15 protein-coding genes are annotated in these 21,459 nt (G+C 61.5%); 11 read left to right on the top strand and 4 right to left on the bottom strand.

Features of this window, described 5'->3' with window-relative positions; all coding sequences use genetic code 11:
* Nucleotides 1-1,453: 1,453 nt before the first annotated feature.
* The 5 genes from HMPREF1219_RS08865 to HMPREF1219_RS08885 are packed head-to-tail and all read left to right on the top strand — an operon-like array spanning nucleotide 1,454 to nucleotide 6,800.
* The gene (locus HMPREF1219_RS08865; protein WP_016458575.1) at nucleotides 1,454-3,901 is read left to right on the top strand and encodes a DMSO/selenate family reductase complex A subunit; all 2,448 of its coding nucleotides are present in this window, start codon (nucleotides 1,454-1,456) and stop codon (nucleotides 3,899-3,901) included.
* Nucleotides 3,902-4,519, top strand: a complete 618-nt coding sequence (locus tag HMPREF1219_RS08870) for a DMSO/selenate family reductase complex B subunit (protein ID WP_016458576.1) — start codon at nucleotides 3,902-3,904, stop codon at nucleotides 4,517-4,519. It abuts the gene before it with no gap.
* A 7-nt stretch (nucleotides 4,520-4,526) separates the two neighbouring features.
* A complete protein-coding gene (locus HMPREF1219_RS08875) occupies nucleotides 4,527-5,486 on the top strand; it encodes a dimethyl sulfoxide reductase anchor subunit family protein (RefSeq protein ID WP_169455927.1) in 960 nt (319 codons plus the stop codon).
* Complete coding sequence (locus HMPREF1219_RS08880) at nucleotides 5,486-6,082, top strand: TorD/DmsD family molecular chaperone (protein WP_016458578.1); 597 nt, start codon at nucleotides 5,486-5,488, stop codon at nucleotides 6,080-6,082. Before HMPREF1219_RS08875 ends, HMPREF1219_RS08880 begins: the two co-directional genes overlap by 1 nt.
* The gene (locus tag HMPREF1219_RS08885) at nucleotides 6,075-6,800 is read left to right on the top strand and encodes an NADH-quinone oxidoreductase subunit I (RefSeq protein ID WP_016458579.1); all 726 of its coding nucleotides are present in this window, start codon (nucleotides 6,075-6,077) and stop codon (nucleotides 6,798-6,800) included. The genes HMPREF1219_RS08880 and HMPREF1219_RS08885 overlap by 8 nt, the downstream gene beginning before the upstream one ends.
* Before the next feature lie 89 nt (nucleotides 6,801-6,889).
* Here the strand turns inward: HMPREF1219_RS08885 and HMPREF1219_RS08890 are convergent, their stop codons facing one another.
* Nucleotides 6,890-7,789, bottom strand: coding sequence for an RNase H family protein (locus HMPREF1219_RS08890; protein ID WP_016458580.1), 900 nt, complete (start codon nucleotides 7,787-7,789; stop codon nucleotides 6,890-6,892).
* A gap of 621 nt (nucleotides 7,790-8,410) precedes the next feature.
* On the opposite strand from HMPREF1219_RS08890, the gene HMPREF1219_RS08895 reads away from it, so the two are divergent.
* From HMPREF1219_RS08895 to HMPREF1219_RS08905, 3 genes are all read left to right on the top strand, one after another.
* Nucleotides 8,411-9,748 carry an HNH endonuclease signature motif containing protein gene (locus tag HMPREF1219_RS08895; RefSeq protein WP_169455929.1) on the top strand — a complete coding sequence of 446 codons (1,338 nt, stop codon included), beginning with the start codon at nucleotides 8,411-8,413 and terminating at the stop codon, nucleotides 9,746-9,748.
* A gap of 242 nt (nucleotides 9,749-9,990) precedes the next feature.
* Nucleotides 9,991-10,554, top strand: coding sequence for a DUF3558 family protein (locus HMPREF1219_RS08900; protein WP_016458582.1), 564 nt, complete (start codon nucleotides 9,991-9,993; stop codon nucleotides 10,552-10,554).
* 226 nt (nucleotides 10,555-10,780) lie between these two features.
* The gene (locus tag HMPREF1219_RS08905; RefSeq protein WP_051120540.1) at nucleotides 10,781-12,325 is read left to right on the top strand and encodes a hypothetical protein; all 1,545 of its coding nucleotides are present in this window, start codon (nucleotides 10,781-10,783) and stop codon (nucleotides 12,323-12,325) included.
* An 81-nt stretch (nucleotides 12,326-12,406) separates the two neighbouring features.
* Here HMPREF1219_RS08905 and HMPREF1219_RS08910 read toward each other — a convergent pair whose 3' ends face one another.
* The gene (locus HMPREF1219_RS08910) at nucleotides 12,407-15,517 is read right to left on the bottom strand and encodes a hypothetical protein (RefSeq protein WP_016458584.1); all 3,111 of its coding nucleotides are present in this window, start codon (nucleotides 15,515-15,517) and stop codon (nucleotides 12,407-12,409) included.
* A 222-nt stretch (nucleotides 15,518-15,739) separates the two neighbouring features.
* Here HMPREF1219_RS08910 and phoA point away from each other — a divergent pair, with 222 nt between their 5' ends.
* The 3 genes from phoA (at nucleotide 15,740) to HMPREF1219_RS12280 (ending at nucleotide 19,481) form a co-directional block, all read left to right on the top strand.
* Complete coding sequence (gene phoA / locus HMPREF1219_RS08915; RefSeq protein WP_016458585.1) at nucleotides 15,740-17,293, top strand: alkaline phosphatase; 1,554 nt, start codon at nucleotides 15,740-15,742, stop codon at nucleotides 17,291-17,293.
* A 210-nt stretch (nucleotides 17,294-17,503) separates the two neighbouring features.
* Complete coding sequence (locus tag HMPREF1219_RS08920; protein ID WP_016458586.1) at nucleotides 17,504-18,796, top strand: AAA family ATPase; 1,293 nt, start codon at nucleotides 17,504-17,506, stop codon at nucleotides 18,794-18,796.
* Nucleotides 18,797-18,857: 61 nt separating this feature from the next.
* On the top strand, nucleotides 18,858-19,481 hold the full coding sequence (locus tag HMPREF1219_RS12280; RefSeq protein WP_051120541.1) for an RloB family protein: 624 nt from the start codon (nucleotides 18,858-18,860) through the stop codon (nucleotides 19,479-19,481).
* A gap of 4 nt (nucleotides 19,482-19,485) precedes the next feature.
* Here HMPREF1219_RS12280 and HMPREF1219_RS08930 read toward each other — a convergent pair whose 3' ends face one another.
* Together HMPREF1219_RS08930 and HMPREF1219_RS12285 are read right to left on the bottom strand one after the other, a co-directional pair.
* A complete protein-coding gene (locus HMPREF1219_RS08930) occupies nucleotides 19,486-20,337 on the bottom strand; it encodes a hypothetical protein (protein WP_016458588.1) in 852 nt (283 codons plus the stop codon).
* A gap of 63 nt (nucleotides 20,338-20,400) precedes the next feature.
* Nucleotides 20,401-21,285 (bottom strand): RNase H family protein, encoded by an 885-nt coding sequence (locus HMPREF1219_RS12285; RefSeq protein ID WP_016458589.1) that lies wholly within the window; start codon nucleotides 21,283-21,285, stop codon nucleotides 20,401-20,403.
* Nucleotides 21,286-21,459 lie beyond the last annotated feature (174 nt).

Raw genomic sequence — 21,459 nt, forward strand, 5'->3', positions numbered from 1 at the left:
GTGCTTCTGGTTTTGCGCAGCTGCGCACGGTGCAAAGGCTGTGACCTGCGTGCGCGGCCAACCCGGAAGAATCGTTCCGTGTCCGTTCCCACAGATATGCCCGACCGCGTCCGAAACTGGGGAACACCTCCGCGCACTACTTTCCACCACCGAACTAGTGCGCGGACGCGTAGTCATCGTGTCCGACTGTGATCGTTTTTGCGCAGCTGCGCACTCCACAAAGCCTGTGACCTGCGTGCGCGGGAAATCCGGACGTAGCATTCCGTGCCCGTTCCCACCATCATGCCCGAGCATGTCCGAACCTGCGCAGCGGGGGATCAGTGCGCCACCGCGCACTCCTTTTGTCCACCGACTAGTGCGCGGCCGCGCACCCACAGGCGCCCGACTGTGATCGTTTTTGCGCAGCTGCGCACGGCGCAGACCCCGTGACCTGCGTGCGCGGAATATTCCGACAAAACGCGCCGTGCCCGTTCCCACGGTCATGTCCGAAGATGTCCGGATTTACGCGGCAGCAGGAAACCGCTGCGCCACCGCGCACTCTTTTTGTCCACTGAACTAGTGCGCGGACGCGCAGTCATCGTGTCCGAGTGTTTCTGGTTTTGCGCAGCTGCGCACTCCAGAAAGCCTGTGACCTGCGTGCGCGGCCAACCCGGAAGAATCGTTCCGTGTCCGAACCCACCGTCATGTCCGAGCATGTCTGAACCTGCGCAGCGGGGGACCAGTGCGCCGCCGCGCACTAGTTTCCACCAACGAACTAGTGTGCGACTTCGCAGTCATCGTGTCCGACTTTGATCGTTTTTGCGCAACGGCGCACTCCACAAAGGCCGTGACCTGCGTGCGCGGAACATTCCGACAAAACGCTCCGTGCCCGTTCCCACAGCCATGCCCGAAGATGTCCGGATATGCGCGGCAGCAGGAAACCGCTGCGCCACCGCGCACTAGTTTCTACCCCAAACCGAAAAAATGCGTCACCAAGATTGTGTAGCAAACCTGACCAACAGGGCAAACGCGGAAGCACCCCCAAACTTGGTGCCGAAATTTTCGGCACCTAATCCCACGCCAATGTTTGGCCAGAGCCAACTAGACCGCTACCGCGCAGCCACCGTGTCCGTCAGCAGCAGCTACGCACTGCGCACACCCCGGTACGTGCGTGCGCAGCAAATCTCCACAGTCCCGCCCGGATCGACACATAGAAAGACGTGCCGGCCGAAAACCGATGCAGCCTTGCGGCCCACGAAGGCCCCACCGCCCGTGGCGCAAAAATAGCAACCAAAATGTTTCCTATTTATGCTCGTCAACCGCAAAATCGGCAGGTGCCAGCGGTTTTCAACAACGTTCAAAACCATGACATAGGTCACCCTAAGTACCAAAAAGTGGCACAAATCGCAATTTAAACATATGAACGATAGGATTAGGGGAGAAAAGTATCACGAAAGTGGAGAAAGGACCAGGTATGACCGCACCTGACATCACGAGGCGGAGTTTCCTCGGGTGGACGGCGGCAGCCGGCAGCGCTGCCCTTGTGTTTAACACCTTCCCTGGGGCCACCGAGCCGCAAGCGCAGGCCTACGAGCCGATTAAGAATGAGGAGGAGAAGATCGTCTGGTCGGCGTGCACGGTGAACTGTGGTTCCCGCTGCCCGCTGCGCCTGGTGGTCAAGGATGGCCAGATCGTGCGTGTGCTGCCGGATAACACCGGCAATAACGAGATCGGCACGCAGCAGATTCGCGCGTGCGTGCGTGGTCGCTCGATCAGGCACCGCATTTATAACCCGGATCGCCTGAAGAAGCCGCTCAAGCGCAAGCCCGGCACCAAGCGCGGCGATGGCGAGTGGATCGAGATTTCCTGGGATCAGGCGCTCGACGAGATCGCCGATAAGATGAAGCAGCTCATCAAAGATTATGGCAATGAGTCAATTTATCTGAACTATGGCACGGGCACCCTCGGGGGGACGGTGGCGCGTTCGTGGCCGCCGGCGGAGACGCCGTTTGCGCGGCTCATGAACCTCATCGGCGGGTACCTCAACCATTACTCGGACTATTCCACGTGCCAGATTACGGCGGCGTACCCGTATCACTACGGTGAGTGGGTGGCGTCGAATAGCTTCGATGACATCAAGAACTCGAAGCTCCAGGTGCTGTTCGGGAACAACCCGCTGGAGACGCGCATGTCCGGCGGCGGCGAGACCTTCGTCACCCAGAGGTCTAAGCGCGAGCACGGCGTGAAGACCATCGTTGTCGACCCCCGGTATTCTGAGACCTCCGTTGCGCTTGGCGACGATTGGGTTGCCCTGAGGCCGGGGACCGATGCCGCACTCATTGCCGGTATCGCCCACGTGATGATCGCCGAAAACCTCCAGGACCAGGCCTTCCTGGATAAGTACTGCGTCGGCTTCGACGAGGACCACATGCCGGAGGGGGCTCCCAAGAACGCCTCCTACCGTTCCTATATCGAGGGCAAGGGCCCGGACGGAGTCGAAAAGACCCCCGAGTGGGCGGCGCACATCACCGGCGTGCCGGCCACCAAGATCAAGCAGCTGGCGCGCGAGATCGGTACCGCCAAGCCGGTGGCGATCAACCAGGGCTGGGGCCCGCAACGCCACGCCAACGGCGAGAACCAGGCCCGCGCCATCTTCACCCTGGCGGCCATGTGCGGGTGCATCGGCATCCCCGGTGGCGGCACCGGTGGCCGCGAGGGGTCGTACTCGCTGGACATGCAGTACCCGTTCAATACCAATACCGAAAACCCGGTGGAGACCTCCATTTCCGTGTTCGGCTGGACGGATGCCGTCGATCACGGGCCGGAGATGACCAAGACCAAGGACGGCGTGCGCGGCAAGGACAAGCTGGACGTGCCGATCAAGATGATCTGGCAGTACGCCGGCAACGCGCTGACCAACCAGCACGCGGACATTAACCGCACGGTGGAGCTCCTGCGGGACGATGCCAAGGCGGAGCTCATCGTCGTGTCGGATATCCAGATGACGGTGTCGGCGCGGTACGCGGATTACGTGCTGCCGGATTGCTCCACCTCGGAGCAGGAGGACGTGATCCAGGAGGGGTCGTCGGGCAGCATGGGTTATTCCATCCTCGCCTCGCAGGCGATCAAGCCGCTGTACGAGTGCCGCCCGATCTACGATGTGATGTCGGATCTGGCGGACCGATTCGGCGTGAAGGACAAGTTCACCGAGGGCCTCACCCAGCAGCAGTGGGTGGAGCGCACGATCACGGAGTCGCAGAAGGAGGTCGAGGGCCTGCCGTCGTACGCCGAGCTCAAGGAGATGGGCGTGTGGAAGAAGGCGGGCGAGTCGGTCATCCCGCTCAAGGAGTTCCGCGAGGACCCGGTGAAGAACAAGCTGGAGACCCCGTCGGGCAAGATCGAGATTTACTCGTCCAAGATTGCCGAGCTTGCGACGCAATGGGAGTTCCCGGAGCACCTTCCCGGCGATGTGCTCACCCCGTTGCCGGAGTACGTGGCCACGTGGGAGGGCGCCGAGGAGGCGAAGAAGAACGAGAAGTACCCGCTGCAGTGCTTCGGCCACCACATGAAGGGCCGCACGCACTCGTCGTACGGCAACGTCGATTGGCTTCGCGACGATGCCCACCCGCAGACCGCGTGGATCAACCCCATCGACGCCAAGCAGCGTGGCATCAAAAATAACGACAAGATCGCTGTGTTCAACGATCGCGGCCGCATTCACACCACGGCTCGCGTCACCCCGCGCATCGCGCCCGGTGTCGTCGCCGTGCCACAGGGGTCGTGGTACAACCCGGATACCAAGGGCATTGACCAGGGCGCATCCATGAACACGCTCACCAGCTGGCACCCGTCGCCCCTGGCCAAGGGCAATGCCCAGCACACCGCGCTTGTGCAGGTGGAGAAGATCAAGGGAGATAAGTAAATGACTCAGCTAGGTTTCTACTTCGATCAGACGCTGTGCAACGGCTGCAAGGCCTGCCAGATCGCCTGCAAGGATAAGCACGATACGCCGATCGGCGTGAACTGGCGCCGCGTGGTGGAGTATTCGGGCGGCACGTGGAACGTCAACCCGGACGGCACGTTTAACCAGGACGTGTTCACCTATTACACGTCCATCTCGTGCAACCACTGCGAGAACCCCATCTGCGTGCAGGTGTGCCCCACCACGGCGATGCACAAGGAGGAGGACGGCATCGTCAAGGTGGATCCCACCAAGTGCGTGGGCTGCCGGTTCTGCGAGTGGGCGTGCCCGTATTCGGCACCGCAGTTCAACGCCGAGGAGGGCCACATGACCAAGTGTGACCTGTGCTCGGATTACCGCGCCGAGGGCAAGACCCCGGCGTGCGTGGCTGCCTGCCCGTCGCGGGCCCTGGAGTTCGGCTCGATTGATCAGTTGCGTCAAAAGCACGGCACCGAAAATGGCATCGCGCCGCTGCCGGATCCCACGATCACCAAGCCGAATCTTGTCATTACCCCCCACAAGGATGCCCAGCCGTGGGATAACCGCACGGGTGAGATCCTGAACGTCGAGGAGATCTAACATGCATATGAGTGAATGGCCATTGACGGCCTTTACCGTCCTCGCCCAGATGGCGGTCGGCGGGTTCATCGTCCTGGGATTCGTCCAGGTCCTGGCCCGGTCTAAGTACGATTCCAAGACCATCGACCGGGTGAGTGACCCGGCCCTCTACGCGCTCGGCCCGATCATGGTGCTGGCGCTCATGGCGTCCATTTTCCACCTGGGCGATCCGTTCCATTCTCCCAACGCCCTGCGTAACCCGTTCACCAGCCCGTTGTCGCGCGAGATTTGGTTCGGCGTCGGCTTTGCTGCCCTCGGGTTTGCGTACTCGTTCGTGCAGTGGAAGCGCTGGTTCACGCCCAAGGTGCGGCAACTCCTCGCCGGCATCACGGCCCTGTGGGGAATCGGCTTCCTGTGGATCATGTCGTCGGTGTATTTGCTCCGAACCGTCCCGAGCTGGAACCACTGGACCACGCCGGCGCAGTTCTATACCACCGCGGCGCTTCTTGGCACCCTCGCCATCGCAACGGCGTTCGCCGCCCACCCCTACATGCGCAATTCGCCCATCCTTCGGCTCGCTGAGCGGATCGTTCCCCGTGGTGAGAGCGAAGATACGGACGATATCAAGGCCGCCTCGCTGATCCGCGAGTGCCTCAACGGCTTCGGCTTCGTCACGGTGTTGCTGTTGCCGCTGGAGATCATCATCGCGCTGTTCAACTACGGTCGCCCCGCGGGCGTCAACCCGCCGGTGGAGGAGTTCACCATGGCTGGCCTCGTTGTTCGCCTCGTTCTCCTCGTCGTCGGCGCGGGACTTATGGGGATGTTCCTCATCAAGATGACGCGCGCGCAGGAGCACAACAAGGAGCGCATTCTCACCCGTTCCAATACGGTCCTCGCCCTGGTCACGGCCAGTTACCTGCTGGTCATCGTCTCGGAGGTGATCGGCCGGTTCATGTTCTACGGGTCGATGGACAGGATCGGTATCTGATGACCGATTTTCGTCGCATTCACGCCGCAGGTTCCGTCCTCTCCAGGTTGTTCCTCTCCTCACCCGTCGATACGTTCGTCGATTCGCTTTTCGACGTTTCGATGCTCGACAATTGGCCTCTTGAGGACGAGCGTTCGGCCCGTGGCATCGCCCGCCTCAAGCAGGGCCCCCGCGATTCCAAGGAGGCCCTCGACCACGATCACCTCTACCTGTTCACCGGGGTGAGCGCATCGCTCGCGCAGCCGTACGAGTCCCCGTACGTCACCGAGGATGGCCTCGTGTTCGAGGACGAGGTGACGATGCGCGTCCGTGAGCTGTACGCGGCATTCGGTTTGGCCGTTCCGAACCAGGGCACGTACCCCGATGATCACATCGGCTACGAGATCGCCTTCGTCTCCACCGGCTGCTACGAGATCGGTTCCGGCAACGCCGAGGCGAAAGCGCCCACCATCGAGATGTTCGATGAGCACCTCACCCGGTTCGCCCCGCAGGTTCTTTCCGCGGTCCGCAACAACGCCACCACCGCCGTCTACCAGGCGCTGCCGGATCTCACCGAGGGGCTTCTCCACGAGGTGAACCAGTTCCTCCATGGATAGCGCCACCCGCCGCCGCCTGTACGTATGGGTGGCGGCAGATCGCCCGGTCATCGTCCTCACCACGCACCATACTAAGCGGTACCCGCGCTCCGTCACGCCCCTGGCCATGGACGTGCGCCCGGCCGAACTCCTCGCCTGCGGCGCTGCACAGGTCTACGTCGACGGCGCCCCGCAGCCACTGACCGAACCCTGGGACGGGCCGGAGCCCCGCTTCCGCTACGTCGAGCCGCTGACGGCCCCGCCCGTTTCCCGACGCAGCCTCCTCGGTCTTGCCACCGAGCTCCCCGTCGACCCCGCCGCCCCGGACACCACCCGCCTCACCCAGGCCCTCGATGTCCTCGCGGCCCGTGGCGTCGACGTCTCCGCCCTGCGCCCCGCACTTCCCGCGCTCACCGCCACTGGCTGCATCGCCTGCGGCGTGTGCACCAAGGTCTGCCCCGAGCAGGCCCTGTGGGTGGCGACGACGGATACGTCGGTCGCCACGTTGTACCACGACCGTACCCGCTGCCGCGCCGACGGCGTGTGCATCGACGTGTGCCCCTACAACGCCCTGTCCCGCGCCGCTAGCCAGGACCCCGCCCCCGTCGTAGCACTTGCCTCCGGCACCCTCACCACCTGCGCCAAGTGCCACACCCGGTTCATCGGTACCGGCCCCCTGTGCCCCACGTGTGAGCGCCAGCAGCGCGATCCGTTCGGTTCCTGGCTGCCACGGCCGTAAGCAACAAAGCGTCAAATAAAAATACCGCAGGTCACGGACCGCTTATGCGCGAAAAACCCGTGTTTTGCGGGATCTGGAGCAACAAAGCGCTAGAGCCGTCCGCGCCGCACGTTCCTGTCGCCGGCGGCCGGCACAAAGTCGATCATCGCCCGCCCCGCCACCGTCCTCTCCAGCGCCTCGCGCGCCCGGCTCACCATGGCATCCTGCGCCTCGCCAAGCCCCCATTCGCCGTTTCTCCTGGTAAACATGGCCACCTCGTCGGCGATCTCGTTGAGCGGGTGGCCCGTGTGCCCGCGCACCCAGTGCACGTGGACGTCCGTTAACCCCACCGCGCCGAAGAGCAGCTGACAACATTTGCGCTGCGCATTCCGACCCACCTCGGAGCGTCTCCTGCGCACCGACGGCCTGTTGAGCGCCCGGAACACGTACAGCGAGTCGGTGAGAACGTGCAGTTCATGGGCCTTTCCCACCCATTTCATCAGCGCCATGAGCACCGCCTCGAACTCCGCGTCGAGGATCGTCGCCGCCCTCACCACCCGCGCCTCCACGAGCCCCGTCGTCGAGACCATCGCGATCCCGGCCCTCCCCGCCGCGCATCCCATCGACGCGTCCGTCGCCGCGACCACCCCCGCCGCCCCCGTGTCGCACGTCTCCGCTATTTTCGCTTGTCGACGCCTCTCTCTCACCTCTTCTCTCACCTTGCGGAAGTCGTCAGCCAGCCCCGGCGTCACCGTCGAACTGACGGTCACGTTCCCAAACAGCTCCGCGTGCGCGTCCACCAGCGCCGCGATATCCCTAATGGATGTGTACACCACCAGCTGCTCGCCCACGTGGTCGCCCACCAGCCCGATGAACCGCTCCACCGCCACTCGCGCGTACTCGCCCTTGCACGCCTGCAACACTTCGCAGTGACCCCCGCATGACACCACCACATCCTGATTATCACTCCTGCTGACCTGGCAGTAATCGATGACAACGGGAATGAACATCACCTCAACCGCCTCTCTGATCCGCAGGAGTACTACACCCTTTCTACTTTAAAGGTCGGTTTCCCTCTTCGCTGGAAAAACTTTTCAGCCCTATCCACGCACGTCCGTTTTTGTCTGTTTGTGCGCAACGGCGCAACGCGCAATCACCGTGACCTGGTGCCCTGTAATTATCCGACATTGCGTTCCGTGTCCGTTTCCACCGTCGTGCCCGAACGCTTCCGTTTCTAAGACACCCTTCTGGTTGTGTCCGAAATTGCGCCGTGGCGCACTCCGTCAACGTCGTGACCTGGCCGCCTGCAATTTTCAAACATTTCGTTCCGTGTCCGTTCCCACGTCCATGCCCGATAGCGCCCGAAGTGACGCAAGAATAGCCCGAAGGTCAGAGGCCATGTTCGAACTGTTCGAATCGTTATGAAAACGTTACCGAAATGCCCTTTGCAAGCTGCGGTGGGGCGTGTACGCTCGGTTCTATAAACGAACACACGTACTAATTTTCGGAGGGTTTTCGGGGTTATGAAAGAGCTAACTCGGATCAGGATAAGTAGAGCATGGTGTAGAGCGAGTGGAAGAGTTGATGTGGTGGACGAGGAGTTTCCCACCCCGCCCGAGCTGATGGAATGTATGACTGGAGCGTTCTACCTGGCGACGATGCAGCGGGCGCGCCTGCTGCTCACAATTGGTATTTACTGCGCGATGGGGTTAGCCCACTGGGCCGGTGCCTCGGCGGTGCATAATCTTTTGATATCCAAGCTCGGGATTTCGGAGCGGACTGCCTACGAGTACTGCAGGGTGGGGGTGAAGCTTCTCGAGTTTGACTACCTTTCCCAGGCGTTTTGCGCGGCTCGCCTGTCCTATTCCAAGGTGAGAAAGCTTCTCGCCTACATCACACAGGACAACGAGCGCGAGCTTGTCGATCTCGCCATCTCCCTGCCCTTTAAGAATCTCGAGGATGAGCTTGCCGGGCGAAACCACAACGAGAAGCCGGATGAGGAGGAGTACTTCCGGGTCAGCGTGGTGGAGAAGAACGGCAACGTCCGCGTCTCCGGGCTCCTCAACCCGGTCCATGGCGCGGAGTTCCTCGCGGCTTTGAAGGTCGGGGAGTTGGCTCACCTGAGGGAGGTGTCCAAGGAGGAGTCGGAGAAGATCTTCCAGGACCAGATTGCCCACCCGGGGGCCAACGCGACGTTGCCGGATCCCACACTTGATAAGTGCCTCGAGGAAGATCGGAGGTCGTACAGTTATGAGCCCGCACCCGCTACGAAGAGGCCTAAGCAGCGGCCAAAAATAACGCTAGGCGATATCCTCGATCCGCCTCGTCCGTTGTCTAAGGATCCCACGGCAAAGGATGCCGGCACGGGAAAGTCCGCGCGGGACTCCATCACTCGGTTCGGGTATCCCCGCAAGAACCTGCAGCTCGTGGCGCTGTTTGGCGTCGTCGATATCGTCCGCAGTCAGCCGCGTTCCTCGGTGCGCGCCCCCGGTGCCGAGGTCAACGTCATCCTCAAAGAAGATGGCCGCCTGATCCTCCCTGGTCAGCTGGGTGCGGATCCGCGCCAGGTGATTAGGCTTATCTACGGTTCGGCGGTGCGTAACCACTGGATTGACCACCAGGGCAACCACCTGGCCCTTGGCCGGAGTCGGCGTCTGGTCAGTCGAGAGCAGGAGATTGCCCTGCTCACGCGCTGGAATTACAGGTGTGCTATGCCCGGCTGTACCCACACCCGTTTCCTTGAGTTCCACCACCTCATCGATTGGGCTTCCGGCGGCGAAACTGACCTGGATAACCTGCTGGTCGTCTGCGCCGGCTGCCACGATTTGATCACTAAAGGCCTGGTCAAGGTCTATGTTGATCCGAACGATCCCCGCCTCATCCGCTTCGAATTCGCCTCCGGTGAGTGCTTCACCTCCGCCGGTCGCAACGCCCCGCTGCCCAACCAGCCCCTGGCCATCGAGGCCTAAGCCGGCCACCCCGTCGACCCTGTTCTTGCTTGTCGACGTCCCCCTGTCACCGTCCCTGCCTCCCTCACCGTTAGTCCCTCCGATGGGGGTGCGTGGTCCCATTTCGTCATGCAAGGTTGCGCGCTACCAGTTACAAAAAGATGTAACTACGTCATGCGAAAAAATTTTGCTGTGAATGGAACCGTTGGTCGGTGTCACTCAGTCTAAGAAGTGTAGGCATAACCGACAGAAAGGAACCTGGAGTGAAAGAGGTAGGGATCTTTGCACGCCTTTTTGTGTTTGTCGTCGTGCCTGCTCTGTGTCTGACGGGTTGCGCGAGGCTGCTCGGCGTGCCGCAGGGGCTTGCGCCGGAGGATGAGCCGTACCTTTTTGACCGGTCAGATCCGGACTTTCATCTGGCGAAGCCGTGCGAAGATATCACGGATGCGCAGGTACAGGAAGCGGGGCTGAGGAGGTCGGATGCGGACAAGTATTTGGTCGAAAAAGATGGCCTGGATTCCTGTAGTTTCGATGCTAATGAAGGGTCGATTTTGGTCAATGGTGCCGCGTTTAAGCTAGCTCGACTTGAGGAAGATGGCGTTCCGCTGAATTATCAACCATCTCCGGAGAAGACCCCATCATTGGCGTACTCGCAAGATGGAGAAACGGGCTGCTCAATTGCCGCGGAAACTCCGAGGGGCACTGTTGAAGTTCTTTATATTCCCACATTTGGCGATCGGATCGATCCTGCGGATGCTTGCCCGATCGCTGAAACGTATTTTGATTTGTTAATCGGGGAGAAACTCAATGAGTATCGTACAAATTAATGCTGGACAACTACTAGATGCAGTTCGTGACCTCCAGAAAATAATAATTCCAATTCATATTTCTCCAGCACATCGATGGGTATCTGATCGTCTTAACGGTTTCACTCGCGTCTCGGGTTTAGATCAGTTAGGTGTCGAGCATGCGCGAGTTCTGAATTCGGGTCCCGCATCGGCAACTGGGACAACTAAGGGGTTAGCGAAGATTATTGAGGGTCTGGCCCTTGGCGTGAAAGAGACTGCGCAAGGCTTCGAGGCGCAGGAGCGGTGTTTTTCCCAGGCCTTGGATGCGGTTGAAGGCGGTGGATGCGCTGGTGTGGGGGAGGAGACAGGGACGGTGACCTTGGCGGAAACTGTGTCGCCCGTGCCGCTGGTGGTCTCCCCAAAGACCGTGGTGCCACCCACGAGCGTCATTGATTTGCTGCGCAGCTACTTCACTACTGAAACATCCGCGATAGGGGAAGCAGTGGACGCGTGGAAGAAAACTGCGCAATCGATGGACGACGCGACGGCCCGGTTGCGCCAGGTGGCTAACGATATCCAGGCAGCAAATAAGGGGGATGCGATTGACGCGATAGTGGACAGAATCCGCAGGACCAGTGAAGCGACGGAATCCTTTTCGCATAATGCGCAGGCGATGTCGCGGTGGACGGGGAGAATGAACCTCACGCACAAGTTAGGGACGGCGGAGGCGGCGTTCATTAATGGCCAGATCATGACAAATCCGGTGCCCGGGGTGAGGCAGCTGGAGGAAAAGCTCGCACTCCTGGCTTATGCAAAGTACGCCATGCCACCGCTTCTCACTCTGGCGGAGCCCCGCGTGCATTCTCTTTTGGATGTGTCGGTGCCGCCGTCGGAGGGAGGCACACTCGAGGCCGAATTGGAGGACATTGCGACTACGGCCAAGAAGGACTTGGAACGCCACATTGAAGGGATCCGGACGGGTAATCCGGACAAGGCACTGGTCAGGGAATTACACGAACTCACAGCGGCAAACGCGTCAGGTGATGGAACAAGTGTGAGTGGGCTGGATGCCTGCGAGGTTGGGACAACGCCACAGAGCACCGCCTCAGCCATTGCGTCCCCGCAGGTGTCAGGGATCGGCAATTCCGGTACGAATGCGGCGGGGCTGGTGCCCGAGGGCAAGGTGGGAGCACCCGCGATCGGTGCCCCCGGTCGTTCCGGCATGGTGCCGGCGGCACCTATGGGTGCGCCACGTGGCGGGCGTGGAAATACCGGTGGGAAGAAATCCCGCTTCGGCTCCTCAACCGGTGTGAGGGCAGCTCGTAGCAAAGCAAGTAGCGGGTCGTCGCTGCGCACCTCTGCAGCAAATGCTGATGCGACGCGCAAGCGGCTAAGCGCCACGCGTGGGGGAACAGGAACTCGTAACACGTTACGCGCCATGGGCAACCGCGATCGACATAGTGCTGGTCTCGGCGTCGGAGCGGGAGCAGGTCTTGCAGCAGCGGGTTCTCTTCTCGCGCCGGGTGGAGGCGCGGCGACCGGCTCAGAATTTACGCAGCGCGGAGTGACCGCAAAGGTCGCGTCTGGTGCGGGGATGGGCTCAGCCGGTGCCACTAACACAGCTGCCCGTGGCGCAGGGGCAACAAGAGGTGTGATGCCCATGGGAATGGCACCGCAGGGCCGGAACAAGCGGTCGCGCAATATCAAGACCGTGACCCCGGAGCTGGAGCAGGATGCCAACATCAGGGCCATCGTTGGTGAGGCTCCTCCCATGGTTCCTGGCACCATCGGGGCCTGGGCTCGTCGCTAAGCCCCTGAAGCCACCAGAATGCAGAAATCCCCGGGGGAAACGGCGGTGATCACCACACGTCGTCCCGGGGATGGCAACGGGCTACCGGAGCCCCGCGAGGAATTGTTTCAGCTGCTCGGGGAAGAATTGCTGAATAAGCCCGGCAATTCCAAGAGCGAGCGCGATGGCACCTGCGATCCCGCCGACGATTCCGCCGATTTCCGCAGGTGAGCTGCTTCCGGCGGAGTCCCCGCTGCCGGTTGCGGGTGCAGCCGGTGTCACCGACTGTGCCGTGACGGCGAGGATATGTGCGGAGTGGGCATATCCTTCTTCCTCCGTGGCGGGGTTGTCGATGACACCGTCGCCACCAAACGCCAGCGTTGGCTCGCCCAGGACATTGCCAACAAAGGCCACGGTGCGCCCGAAGCGGGAGCGCTCCCCCTTGGAGTCGATGGTGGTGACGCGGTCACCGAGTGCGCTGATGGGTGTCGCACCGGCGGGGATATCGGCCAAGCGGAGCACGTGGACCGCGCCGTTAGCGCCTTCGCCACTGGCACCGATGGCAAGCAAGCCGGTGGGGGTGGTGTCCACCGCCCAGCCGAAGCCGCTTTCCTTTTGTGCACCGGTCACGATCCGCACATGATCATCGGTGGTGGCACCCGTCGGATCGATGTGTCGCTCGGTCACCGAGGCATCAGGGGTCCCCAGCACGAGCGCCACGCCACCCTCGGTCTGGTTCATGATGGCGCCACCGTCGAAGCCGATGACGAAATCGCCAATCCCGTCGCCATTGACGTCGCCACCGCGGGCGATCGAGTTGCCGGCGCCGAGCCGGAAAGACGCGGAGTCGTCCACGGTCAGCGCGTACCCGGGGTATGCGCCACCGAGGTCGACGAGTCCGCCGGAGCCCCCGTAGATTACCCACGCCGCGCCGGGCACGGTGCCCTTCGGGGTGAAGCTGTTGAAGTCGGTGACCACGTAGTCCCCGTGCCCGTCGCCGTTGACGTCGCCGACGGGTGTGAAGGCGTTGAACGTGTGCCCCAGTGGTGAGTTGATGCGCAGGAGCACAGCGGGGGATTCCAGCGAGGTCATCGTGACGGCCTGGCCCGTGGCGTTGCCGCGGACGATGAAGGCCGAGCCGTATGTCTTGGACAGGTCCTGCATTGCCAGCGCGGCGTTAGAAACTACGAATCCAACGTCGGCGAGTCCGTCGCCGTCGACATCGCCCACGCGGGTGACCTGGTAACCGCCTGCCCCGTCGGGTGGCAGGGTGATGACGTATCCGCGTGTGGGGGAGAGGTCCTCCAGCGACGTGGAGGCGAGCGTGGCACCGCCGTAGATTACCCACACTTTGCCTGTGGTGACGGAGCTGGCGGCAATATCGGATACGCCGTCGCCGTTGACGTCGCCGAGACAGGCGACGGAGAAGCCGACGGCGGAATCGGTGCTGGGGTCGGCGGTGGTGCGCGGCCCTACGAGGGTAATAACGCCCTTGCCGTCCCGGGAAGGATCCTCCCGACCAGAATCCGCGGCCCCCTCGCCGATGACACCGCCCGGCGTGCCACCCGGGATAATCTGCACCGCGCCCGTCACGTTGAACACCCAGCCGTGCGTGGGGGTCGAATCCTCGTAGAAGGGGTCGAACTTGTACTCGGAGCGGATGGCGTTGCCGGAGATGATGTCGGCGATGCCGTCGCCAGTCACGTCGCAGCTGCCCTTGGCCAGCGCGCCGCCGAGGCCACCGGTGAAGGTTCCGAGCCAGGATTTTGCCGCGACCTCGTCCACCGGCGTGTACGCAGCTGAAGCAGAAGGTGCGGGTGGCGCGGGGTAGAGGGGTGATGCCGGGGGCGTGGTTTCGTGTTGCCTGCGCATGTCCACGGTCCACACGTCGATCTTGCCCTTGGTGTCCGCGGTGTAGACGGCGGTGAGGTCGGTGTCGGAGTCGAACGGTGCGACTACACCGACGTTGTATCCGCCGTCGCCGTCGCCGCCTTCTTCGCTGGCGAGGAAGACGGAGGAGGAGCTAGGGACGCTATCGAGGCCGCCACCGGTGTTCCAGCTCCGGTTGAGTTCGGTTTCGCTCACGATCACCGCGCCGGGGTGTTCTTCGTGGTCGGGGCGGCCGATGACGAGTGCGCCACGGTTGTCGGGATCGTATTGCGGGATGTAGGCGAGCGTCGTCCCGATGCGTCCGCGTCCCACCTGCCTGATGAGGGTGCCCGCGGGTGTGCCGTCGCGCACAACGGGTGTGGGACCCACCGATGCGGTGTCAACGGCGATTTTTCCGCCCGCCGAGCTAGTGCCGTACACGATCGCTACCGCGCCCGTGTGGTCGTTGGCTAGTGGTGCGCCCACGGCGTAATCGTCGAGGTCGTCGCCGTTGACGTCGCCGATGCCCACGAGTGATGTGCCGAAGGACGGGCCGCCGGTGATAGTCGTTGCGCCAGAGCCGATGGGGCCCGCTGGAGCGTCGAGGGGCAGTGCGTAGGCCGTTGCCGAACTCGGTGCGCCAACACCGATCGTCGGCGAGTCCCCCGCAGCGTAGCCGATCGGTGCGAGCGTTCCTACGGCACCTGCGCCCGTCCACACCGTGGTCGCCGCGGTCCCGTCTACCTGCGCAAAGTAGTGGACGGATCCGCCTGCGGCCACCACCATTCCCGGAACGTCCACACCGGCTGTCACCGGCGCGATGGCGGTCACATCGTCGTCAAACGTGTACGTCGGTGTGCTGGGGAACCCGGTTGAATCGCCGATGAACACGTTCTTTCCGCTGGCCACGGCGATTTTCGCGGGTGCGCCGCGTTCAACCTTGATGCAGCTGGCCACCCCGGTTGTCCCCGCGGGCAGGTCAACAGACACAACCCCGTCCTGCGCCCCGATCGGCAGGGTCACGTCGTCGCTGTCGGAGCCGTAGGGGATGTGATCAACGATGTGCATTTTCCCGCGGGCGGCATCGATAAATACTAGGTCATTGCGTATATCGCCGGTCAGATTGCACGATGCCTGTAGTGGCACCCCGGCGTCGGTGTACGTGACGCGGGAAGTCCTGCGGATACTGTCGCCGTAGCGCGTGCCGTCGATGCCGGACCACTGCCGCGCGTCCGAATCCTTTGTCGTCGCCTCGGTCGGCACAGCCGGTGTCGCCGCGACCTGTGGCGTCAGCCCGAGGCAGATGGCCAGGGCAAACGCGATGATGGAATGGGTAGTCTTCACTCACTCTCCAATCTCTAAACTTAGGGTACCCTTAGCTTAAAGTATCGCTCCTTCATCGCTTGTCGACGCCCCCGTGAACGGTTCCTCAGCCCGTCACCCCCGCACAGTTATTAAGCCATTATTCATTCTGTTGAAAGATTCAGGAAAACTGAAAGATTTAGTATTTCGACCGGAGCGCGAATTGCGCGTTTGCTGAAAGTTCAGTTAAAGGAGAAAAACAGAATGAATCGCATGCTAAAAATGGGCCTCGGCCTTAGCTTCGCGGCTGTCCTCGCGGCCGGCTGCTCAACCCCGAATAGCGCCTCGGATAACTCCATTACCAGCAGTAACAGCCCATCCATTCACAACGCCGCCGGCACCCAGGCGGATCTCAATTCGGAGATCGCCAACCGCGCCGCCCACGGTGACATCACCACCCACGGTGGCGCCCGCCGCCTCACCGGCGACCAGACGGAATTCATGAAGAGCGCGATTAGCCAGACGGGCGCCAAGAACGTCATCCTCCTCATCGGCGATGGTATGGGCGATTCGGAGATTACGGTGGCGCGCAACTACGCCGAGGGCGCGGGCGGTTTCTTTAAGGGCATCGATGCCCTGCCGGTCACCGGCCAGTACACGCACTATTCCTTGGATAAGGAGGGCAAGCCAAACTACGTCACGGATTCCGCCGCCTCCGGTTCCGCCTGGTCTACGGGCACCAAGACGTATAACGGCGCGATTTCCGTCGATATCCACGGCGCCCCGCAGGAGACGCTGTTGGAAAAGGCGAAGAAGGCGGGTAAGAAGACGGGCAACGTCTCTACCGCGGAGATCGAGGACGCCACTCCGGCCGTCCAGGCGGCCCACGTCAAGGCCCGTAAGTGCTACGGCCCAGAGGATGAAGAAAAGTGTGGCGACGATCTGAAGGAGAAGGGCGGCAAGGGTTCCATCTCCGAGCAGATTGTCGAGACCCGCGCAGATATCACGCTGGGCGGTGGGTCGAAGGCGTTCGGCCAGACCATTCGCGCTGGTGAGGGCGAGGGCAAGACGGTTGTCGATTACGCCAAGGAGAAGGGCTACGTCGTTCCTACCAACGCCGCCGAGTTGGACAAGATCACCGAGGCTACGCAGGATAAGCCGGTTCTCGGCCTGTTTGCCGAGGGCAACATGCCCGTTCGTTGGGAGGGTCCCAAGGCGGAGAAGTATGGCTACCTTCAGGAGTCCGCTACCTGCACGGATAACCCGAAGCGCACGGCGGACATCCCCACGCTCGCCGCGATGACGCAGAAGGCCATCGACGTTCTCAAGGACAGTGACGAGGGCTTCTTCCTCCAGGTGGAGGGCGCGTCCATCGATAAGCAGGACCATGCCGCCAACCCCTGTGGCCAGATCGGCGAGACCGTCGACCTTGACGAGGCTGTCCAAAAGGCCCTCGAATTCGCCAAGCAGGACGGCGAGACCCTCGTCATCGTCACCGCCGATCACGCCCACACCTCGCAGATCGTCGGCAACATGAGCCAGAAGGATATCGACAAGATCGCCGAGAAGAACAACGTGTCCGTCGAGGAGGCCCGCGAGGCCGTCTACCCGGGCCTGTCCCGCAACCTCACCACCAAGGACGGTTCGACCCTCACGGTTGGCTACGCTACCAGCGAGAACCTCGATCTCCAGGACCAGGGCCACACGGGCACGCAGCTCCGTGTCGCCGCTTTCGGCCCGGGCGCCGTCAACGTCGCCGGTCTCACCGACCAGACCGACCTCTTCTTCACCATCTCCGATGCGATGGGTCTGAAGTAGGCTCCCGGTCACCCTGTGCCCGCCCCTTGAGGCGGGCTTTTTTACGCTTGTCGACGTTCAATCCCCGCGAACAAGATCAAGTAAAAGGGCAAATTAAAGTGCTAAATTAAGCGGAATCCGGTGAAAAGTGGCAATTAATTGTACAATTTGGGCATGAGACTCCTTTCTTTTACAGTTGGGAACTGTTTCAGCATCCGTGAGCAACAAACGATGACTTTCGCTCAGGGGCTGGATTCGCCCCGTGCCCCCAGCGGTGGCTGGGACAGTGCTACCAGGAGCGTGAGCATTATCCATGGAGCTAATGCCTCGGGTAAGAGCAATTTCCTGGCGGCAATGCGGTTTGGCCTGCAGGCGATTCAAGGATCGGCAACGATCTGGCGTGCGGCTGACGAGAATCAGCCTTTGCCCTATCGTCCTTTTCTTCTCGACGAAACATCACGCACTGAGCCGAGCTTCTTCGAGTGGGACTTTGTCGTTGATGGTGTCAGGTACGTGTACGGGTTCGAGCTGGATGCCCAGAGGATCCACAGCGAATGGTTGAGCAGAGTGCCATCTGCCAGGTGGTCGTCAGTCTTCTCGCGGACGCCTGAGGACGTGGACTGGACGGAATCTGCGATTTCAAAGAAGAACCAAAAGGCCTACGAGCGTGCCTCCGATAAGGAGCTGCTGTTTTCCGTGGCATTTCGGGATGAGCTCCCCGTTCTGGGACACGTCGCGCGCGAGCTGGTGACGAGGATCAAGTTCCTCCCCACTGGGTCCGATTATGAGAACATGCGTATCAATAGCTTGGTGCGGCAGATTAGAAATGGAGACCTGAATTTGAATGATGTCTCCTCGCTTCTCGTCGCTGCAGATACTGGCATCACCAGCGTGGTGCTGGATGAGACGAAGATTCCCGCGAAGATCATGCAGGATGTGAAGCGTCTCCTCGCCGCTTTGAATGACACTGGTGAGGAATCGGGCGAGGAGTCACGCCAGCTTGCGATCAAGTTTAGCGATGAGGAGCTTGAGGACATTGTATATAGCCTGAGGTTTATCCACCACGCCGAAGGCGGAGAGGCGAAGCTGAGCCTGGCCGATCAATCCGATGGCACAAAGAGTTGGCTGTCTATCGCACCGACCCTTCTCAGCGTGCTCCGTAACGGCGATTTCTTGGTAGCGGATGAGCTTGATGCGAGCTTGCACGTCGCGCTGTTGTTCATGATTGTGTCGGCCTTCGCCGATCCGGAAGTCAACATCAACAATGCTCAGTTGCTCCTCACCACTCACAACACGAACTTGCTAGAGAACAGGAAGAAGTTGCACCTCACGCCCGCCAACTTCTGGTTTGCAGAGAAGTCACCTGCCGGGAGTTCTTCGTACTTCAGTCTGGACAACTTCGATAGGCGTGATGATGCCAACTATGAACGGCGTTACCTTAGCGGCCGCTACGGTGCGATACCCGAAATTTCCCCTTCCACTCTCAAGGGTCTCATTCGCGCTGGAGCGGATCACGATGAGTAGAAGGCCGAAGCCAAGTGGACGGAAGAAGAAAGCGGGACCGCGTTCTAGCCCTACCAACCGCATGCGGCCGGAAAGAAGACGCAAGATCCTGGTTGTCACCGAGGGGGAATTGACGGAGCCTCAGTACTTAGAGCGACTACATCAATACATCAAAGACCGGGATTTTAACCTTGATATTCGTCCGAGACCTCGCAAGAAAGGTACAGGGCAGTGGACATCGAACCCGGAAGCTGTGGTGAAGAAGTGTGTCGAGCTGAAAGCCGAGCAAGAGCGCACAGCTACGAATTCTCACGGGGATGAGGTGCCTTACGAGCAGTGTTTCGCCGTGGTGGATGTGGATCGGTGGGATGAGGCCACCCCCGGTGGCCGTAGCAAACTTGAGCGGGCGCTAAGGGCAGCCAAGGAACACGGAATTAAGGTGGTTGTTTCTAATCTCAAGTTCGAAACATGGTTGGTGTGGCACGCGGAGGACAAGAGTTACCGCACGTCCAAGCAGTTGGATGATGCCTGTCGCCGTCTCAAGTTGTTGAGCGGTAAGAACATTACCGCCAGCTTTCCCATCGAAAATTTCACGGTGGCAAGTAACCGAGCTTTGGGGGCGCACGCTACGCGGTTGTCAGCTGTGGGGCCCAATCCGTCAACCTCCATGCCCGCGTTCTTGCGGATACTCAATATCGTGAAGTGAGCCTCTAACAGGGATCAGAGAAGTCCCCGGCGTTGTTCATCGAGCGCGCGTTGCCACCGTACTTGGCCTTGAGGGCGCACACCTTGTCCACGCTGTGGCCTGCGTCGTAGTAGATGGCGTACACGTCTTTGCCGTCCACCGTGCTGCGCATCGAGGAGCAGGCGCTACCGGAGGTGACGGAGGAACCGGGCCATTTCTGTTGCCCGGCCGCCGCCTTATCAAAGAGATTTTCTCCCGGCTCGACGAGCACTGATTCCACGATGAGGATGTAGCGTCCGTCGCACTGGATGCCGGGTCCCAACCAGGCGAACTCGTCGTCCGCGGTGCCGGAGCTTTCGGGCTCGCACACAGTCAGCATCGACGTGAGCCGGTCGGGAATACCATGGGCTTTCAGGCTTGTGGGTTTGTAGCAGGGGTAATCGGCGATGCCGGTTGTGCCGTCTGTGTCGTAACTTTTCCAGCCGGCCTCCGTCCAGTAGTAGAGGCTTTGGTGGTCGGAGGGGTAGTCGCCCGCGTACATCCAGTTTCCGTCGCAGTACAGCTGGGCGGGGCTGGTGTAATTGCTCAGCACTGCTTGTGCCTGGTTGCCACACTTCTCGTCCATGGTGTACTCGGCGGGAGCGTCCTGCGCCTCGGTGCTCGTAGTCGCCTCAGAACTCGTCGCCACGGAAGAGGCCGTGTTAGAAGAGGTCACAGTCGTCGGCTCGGCCACCACGTCGTGTGAGCGATGCGTCATGAGCCAGGCGAGGATTCCGGCGAGTGTGAGCGCGATGATCACGCCCAGTGCGATCGCCACAGTGCGCCAGCGGCCTCCCATGTGCCTGCCGGATTCGTCCACGTAGGTGTAGTTATTCATGAGTGCCGCTCCTTGTACCGGATATTCTACGGCCATTCGCCCGCAGCCGCAGCGCCACAGCCGTTACGCCGCGCATGTGACACTCACCCACGCATCGGGCCCGCTCACGGCGGGGACGAAGTCCTCAGCGGCTGACCCGTCCACCAGCTGAGCGCACGCCGCCCTGGCGCGTTCCAGCATCGCCGCCTGGGTCTCGCCCAGGCCCCAGCTGTCGTTCCTGCGTGTGAACATGGCCACCTCGTCGGCAAGCTCGTTGAGCGGGTGCCCGTTGTGGCCGCGCACCCAGTGGATGTGCACGTCGGTGTGCCCGTAGGCGCGGTACAGGTTCCAGGCGCAGCGGCGCAGCGGAAGCCGCGTCGTGTCGCTGAGGTGCCCGGCCAGCGTGGGCGAGCTCAAGTCCTGGTACGCGTACCGTGAATCGGTGAGGATGTGCAGCTGCTTAGTCTCGCCCACCCAGGCGTCGAGCGCGTAGTCGATGGCCCACAGCTCGGCGTCGTGAATGTTCTTCACGCTCGTGGCACGCGCCTTGACCAGCCCGTTGCTGGAGACTAACGAGATCCCCGCCCGGTGCGAACGATCCCGCATGGAGGCATCGGTGGCTACTACCACGCAGGCCCGCTCCGGGGGTTCGATGGCCTTCCGGCAGGCCGCCCGCGCCGCCTCAAAGTCGGCGGCCAACACTCCGCCTACCGTCGAGCACATGTGAACCGTCCCAAACAACGCCGGGTACGCCTTCACCAGGGCACCAATTTCGCAAATCGAGCTGTACACCACCAGTTCGTCGCCCGCGTGCTCGCCCACGAGCTCGATGAAACTCTCAACCGCCAAGCGTCTAAATCGCTGTGGCGAACACTCCGTCACCGTGCACATCCCGTCCACGGATATCGCGATGAACACGGATTTTGCCTCGGCTTTCGCCGCGTAATCCAGCACCATTGGAACCATCATGGCCGTCTACCTTTCGTCAACCTGTCTTACACACGCAAAGGTATTAACCTCACCTCCCGTTGCCTGCCCACCATAAGAACAGATGTTCTAATATGCCTGTCAGCGATCCCCCACCCAATGGCAAACCTGTCACAAAAACCCCGCAAAACCGGCGCCGCAACGCGCGGAGCCCGG

The sequence above is a fragment of the Corynebacterium pyruviciproducens ATCC BAA-1742 genome, assembly GCF_000411375.1.
GTDB classification, from domain to species: domain Bacteria; phylum Actinomycetota; class Actinomycetes; order Mycobacteriales; family Mycobacteriaceae; genus Corynebacterium; species Corynebacterium pyruviciproducens.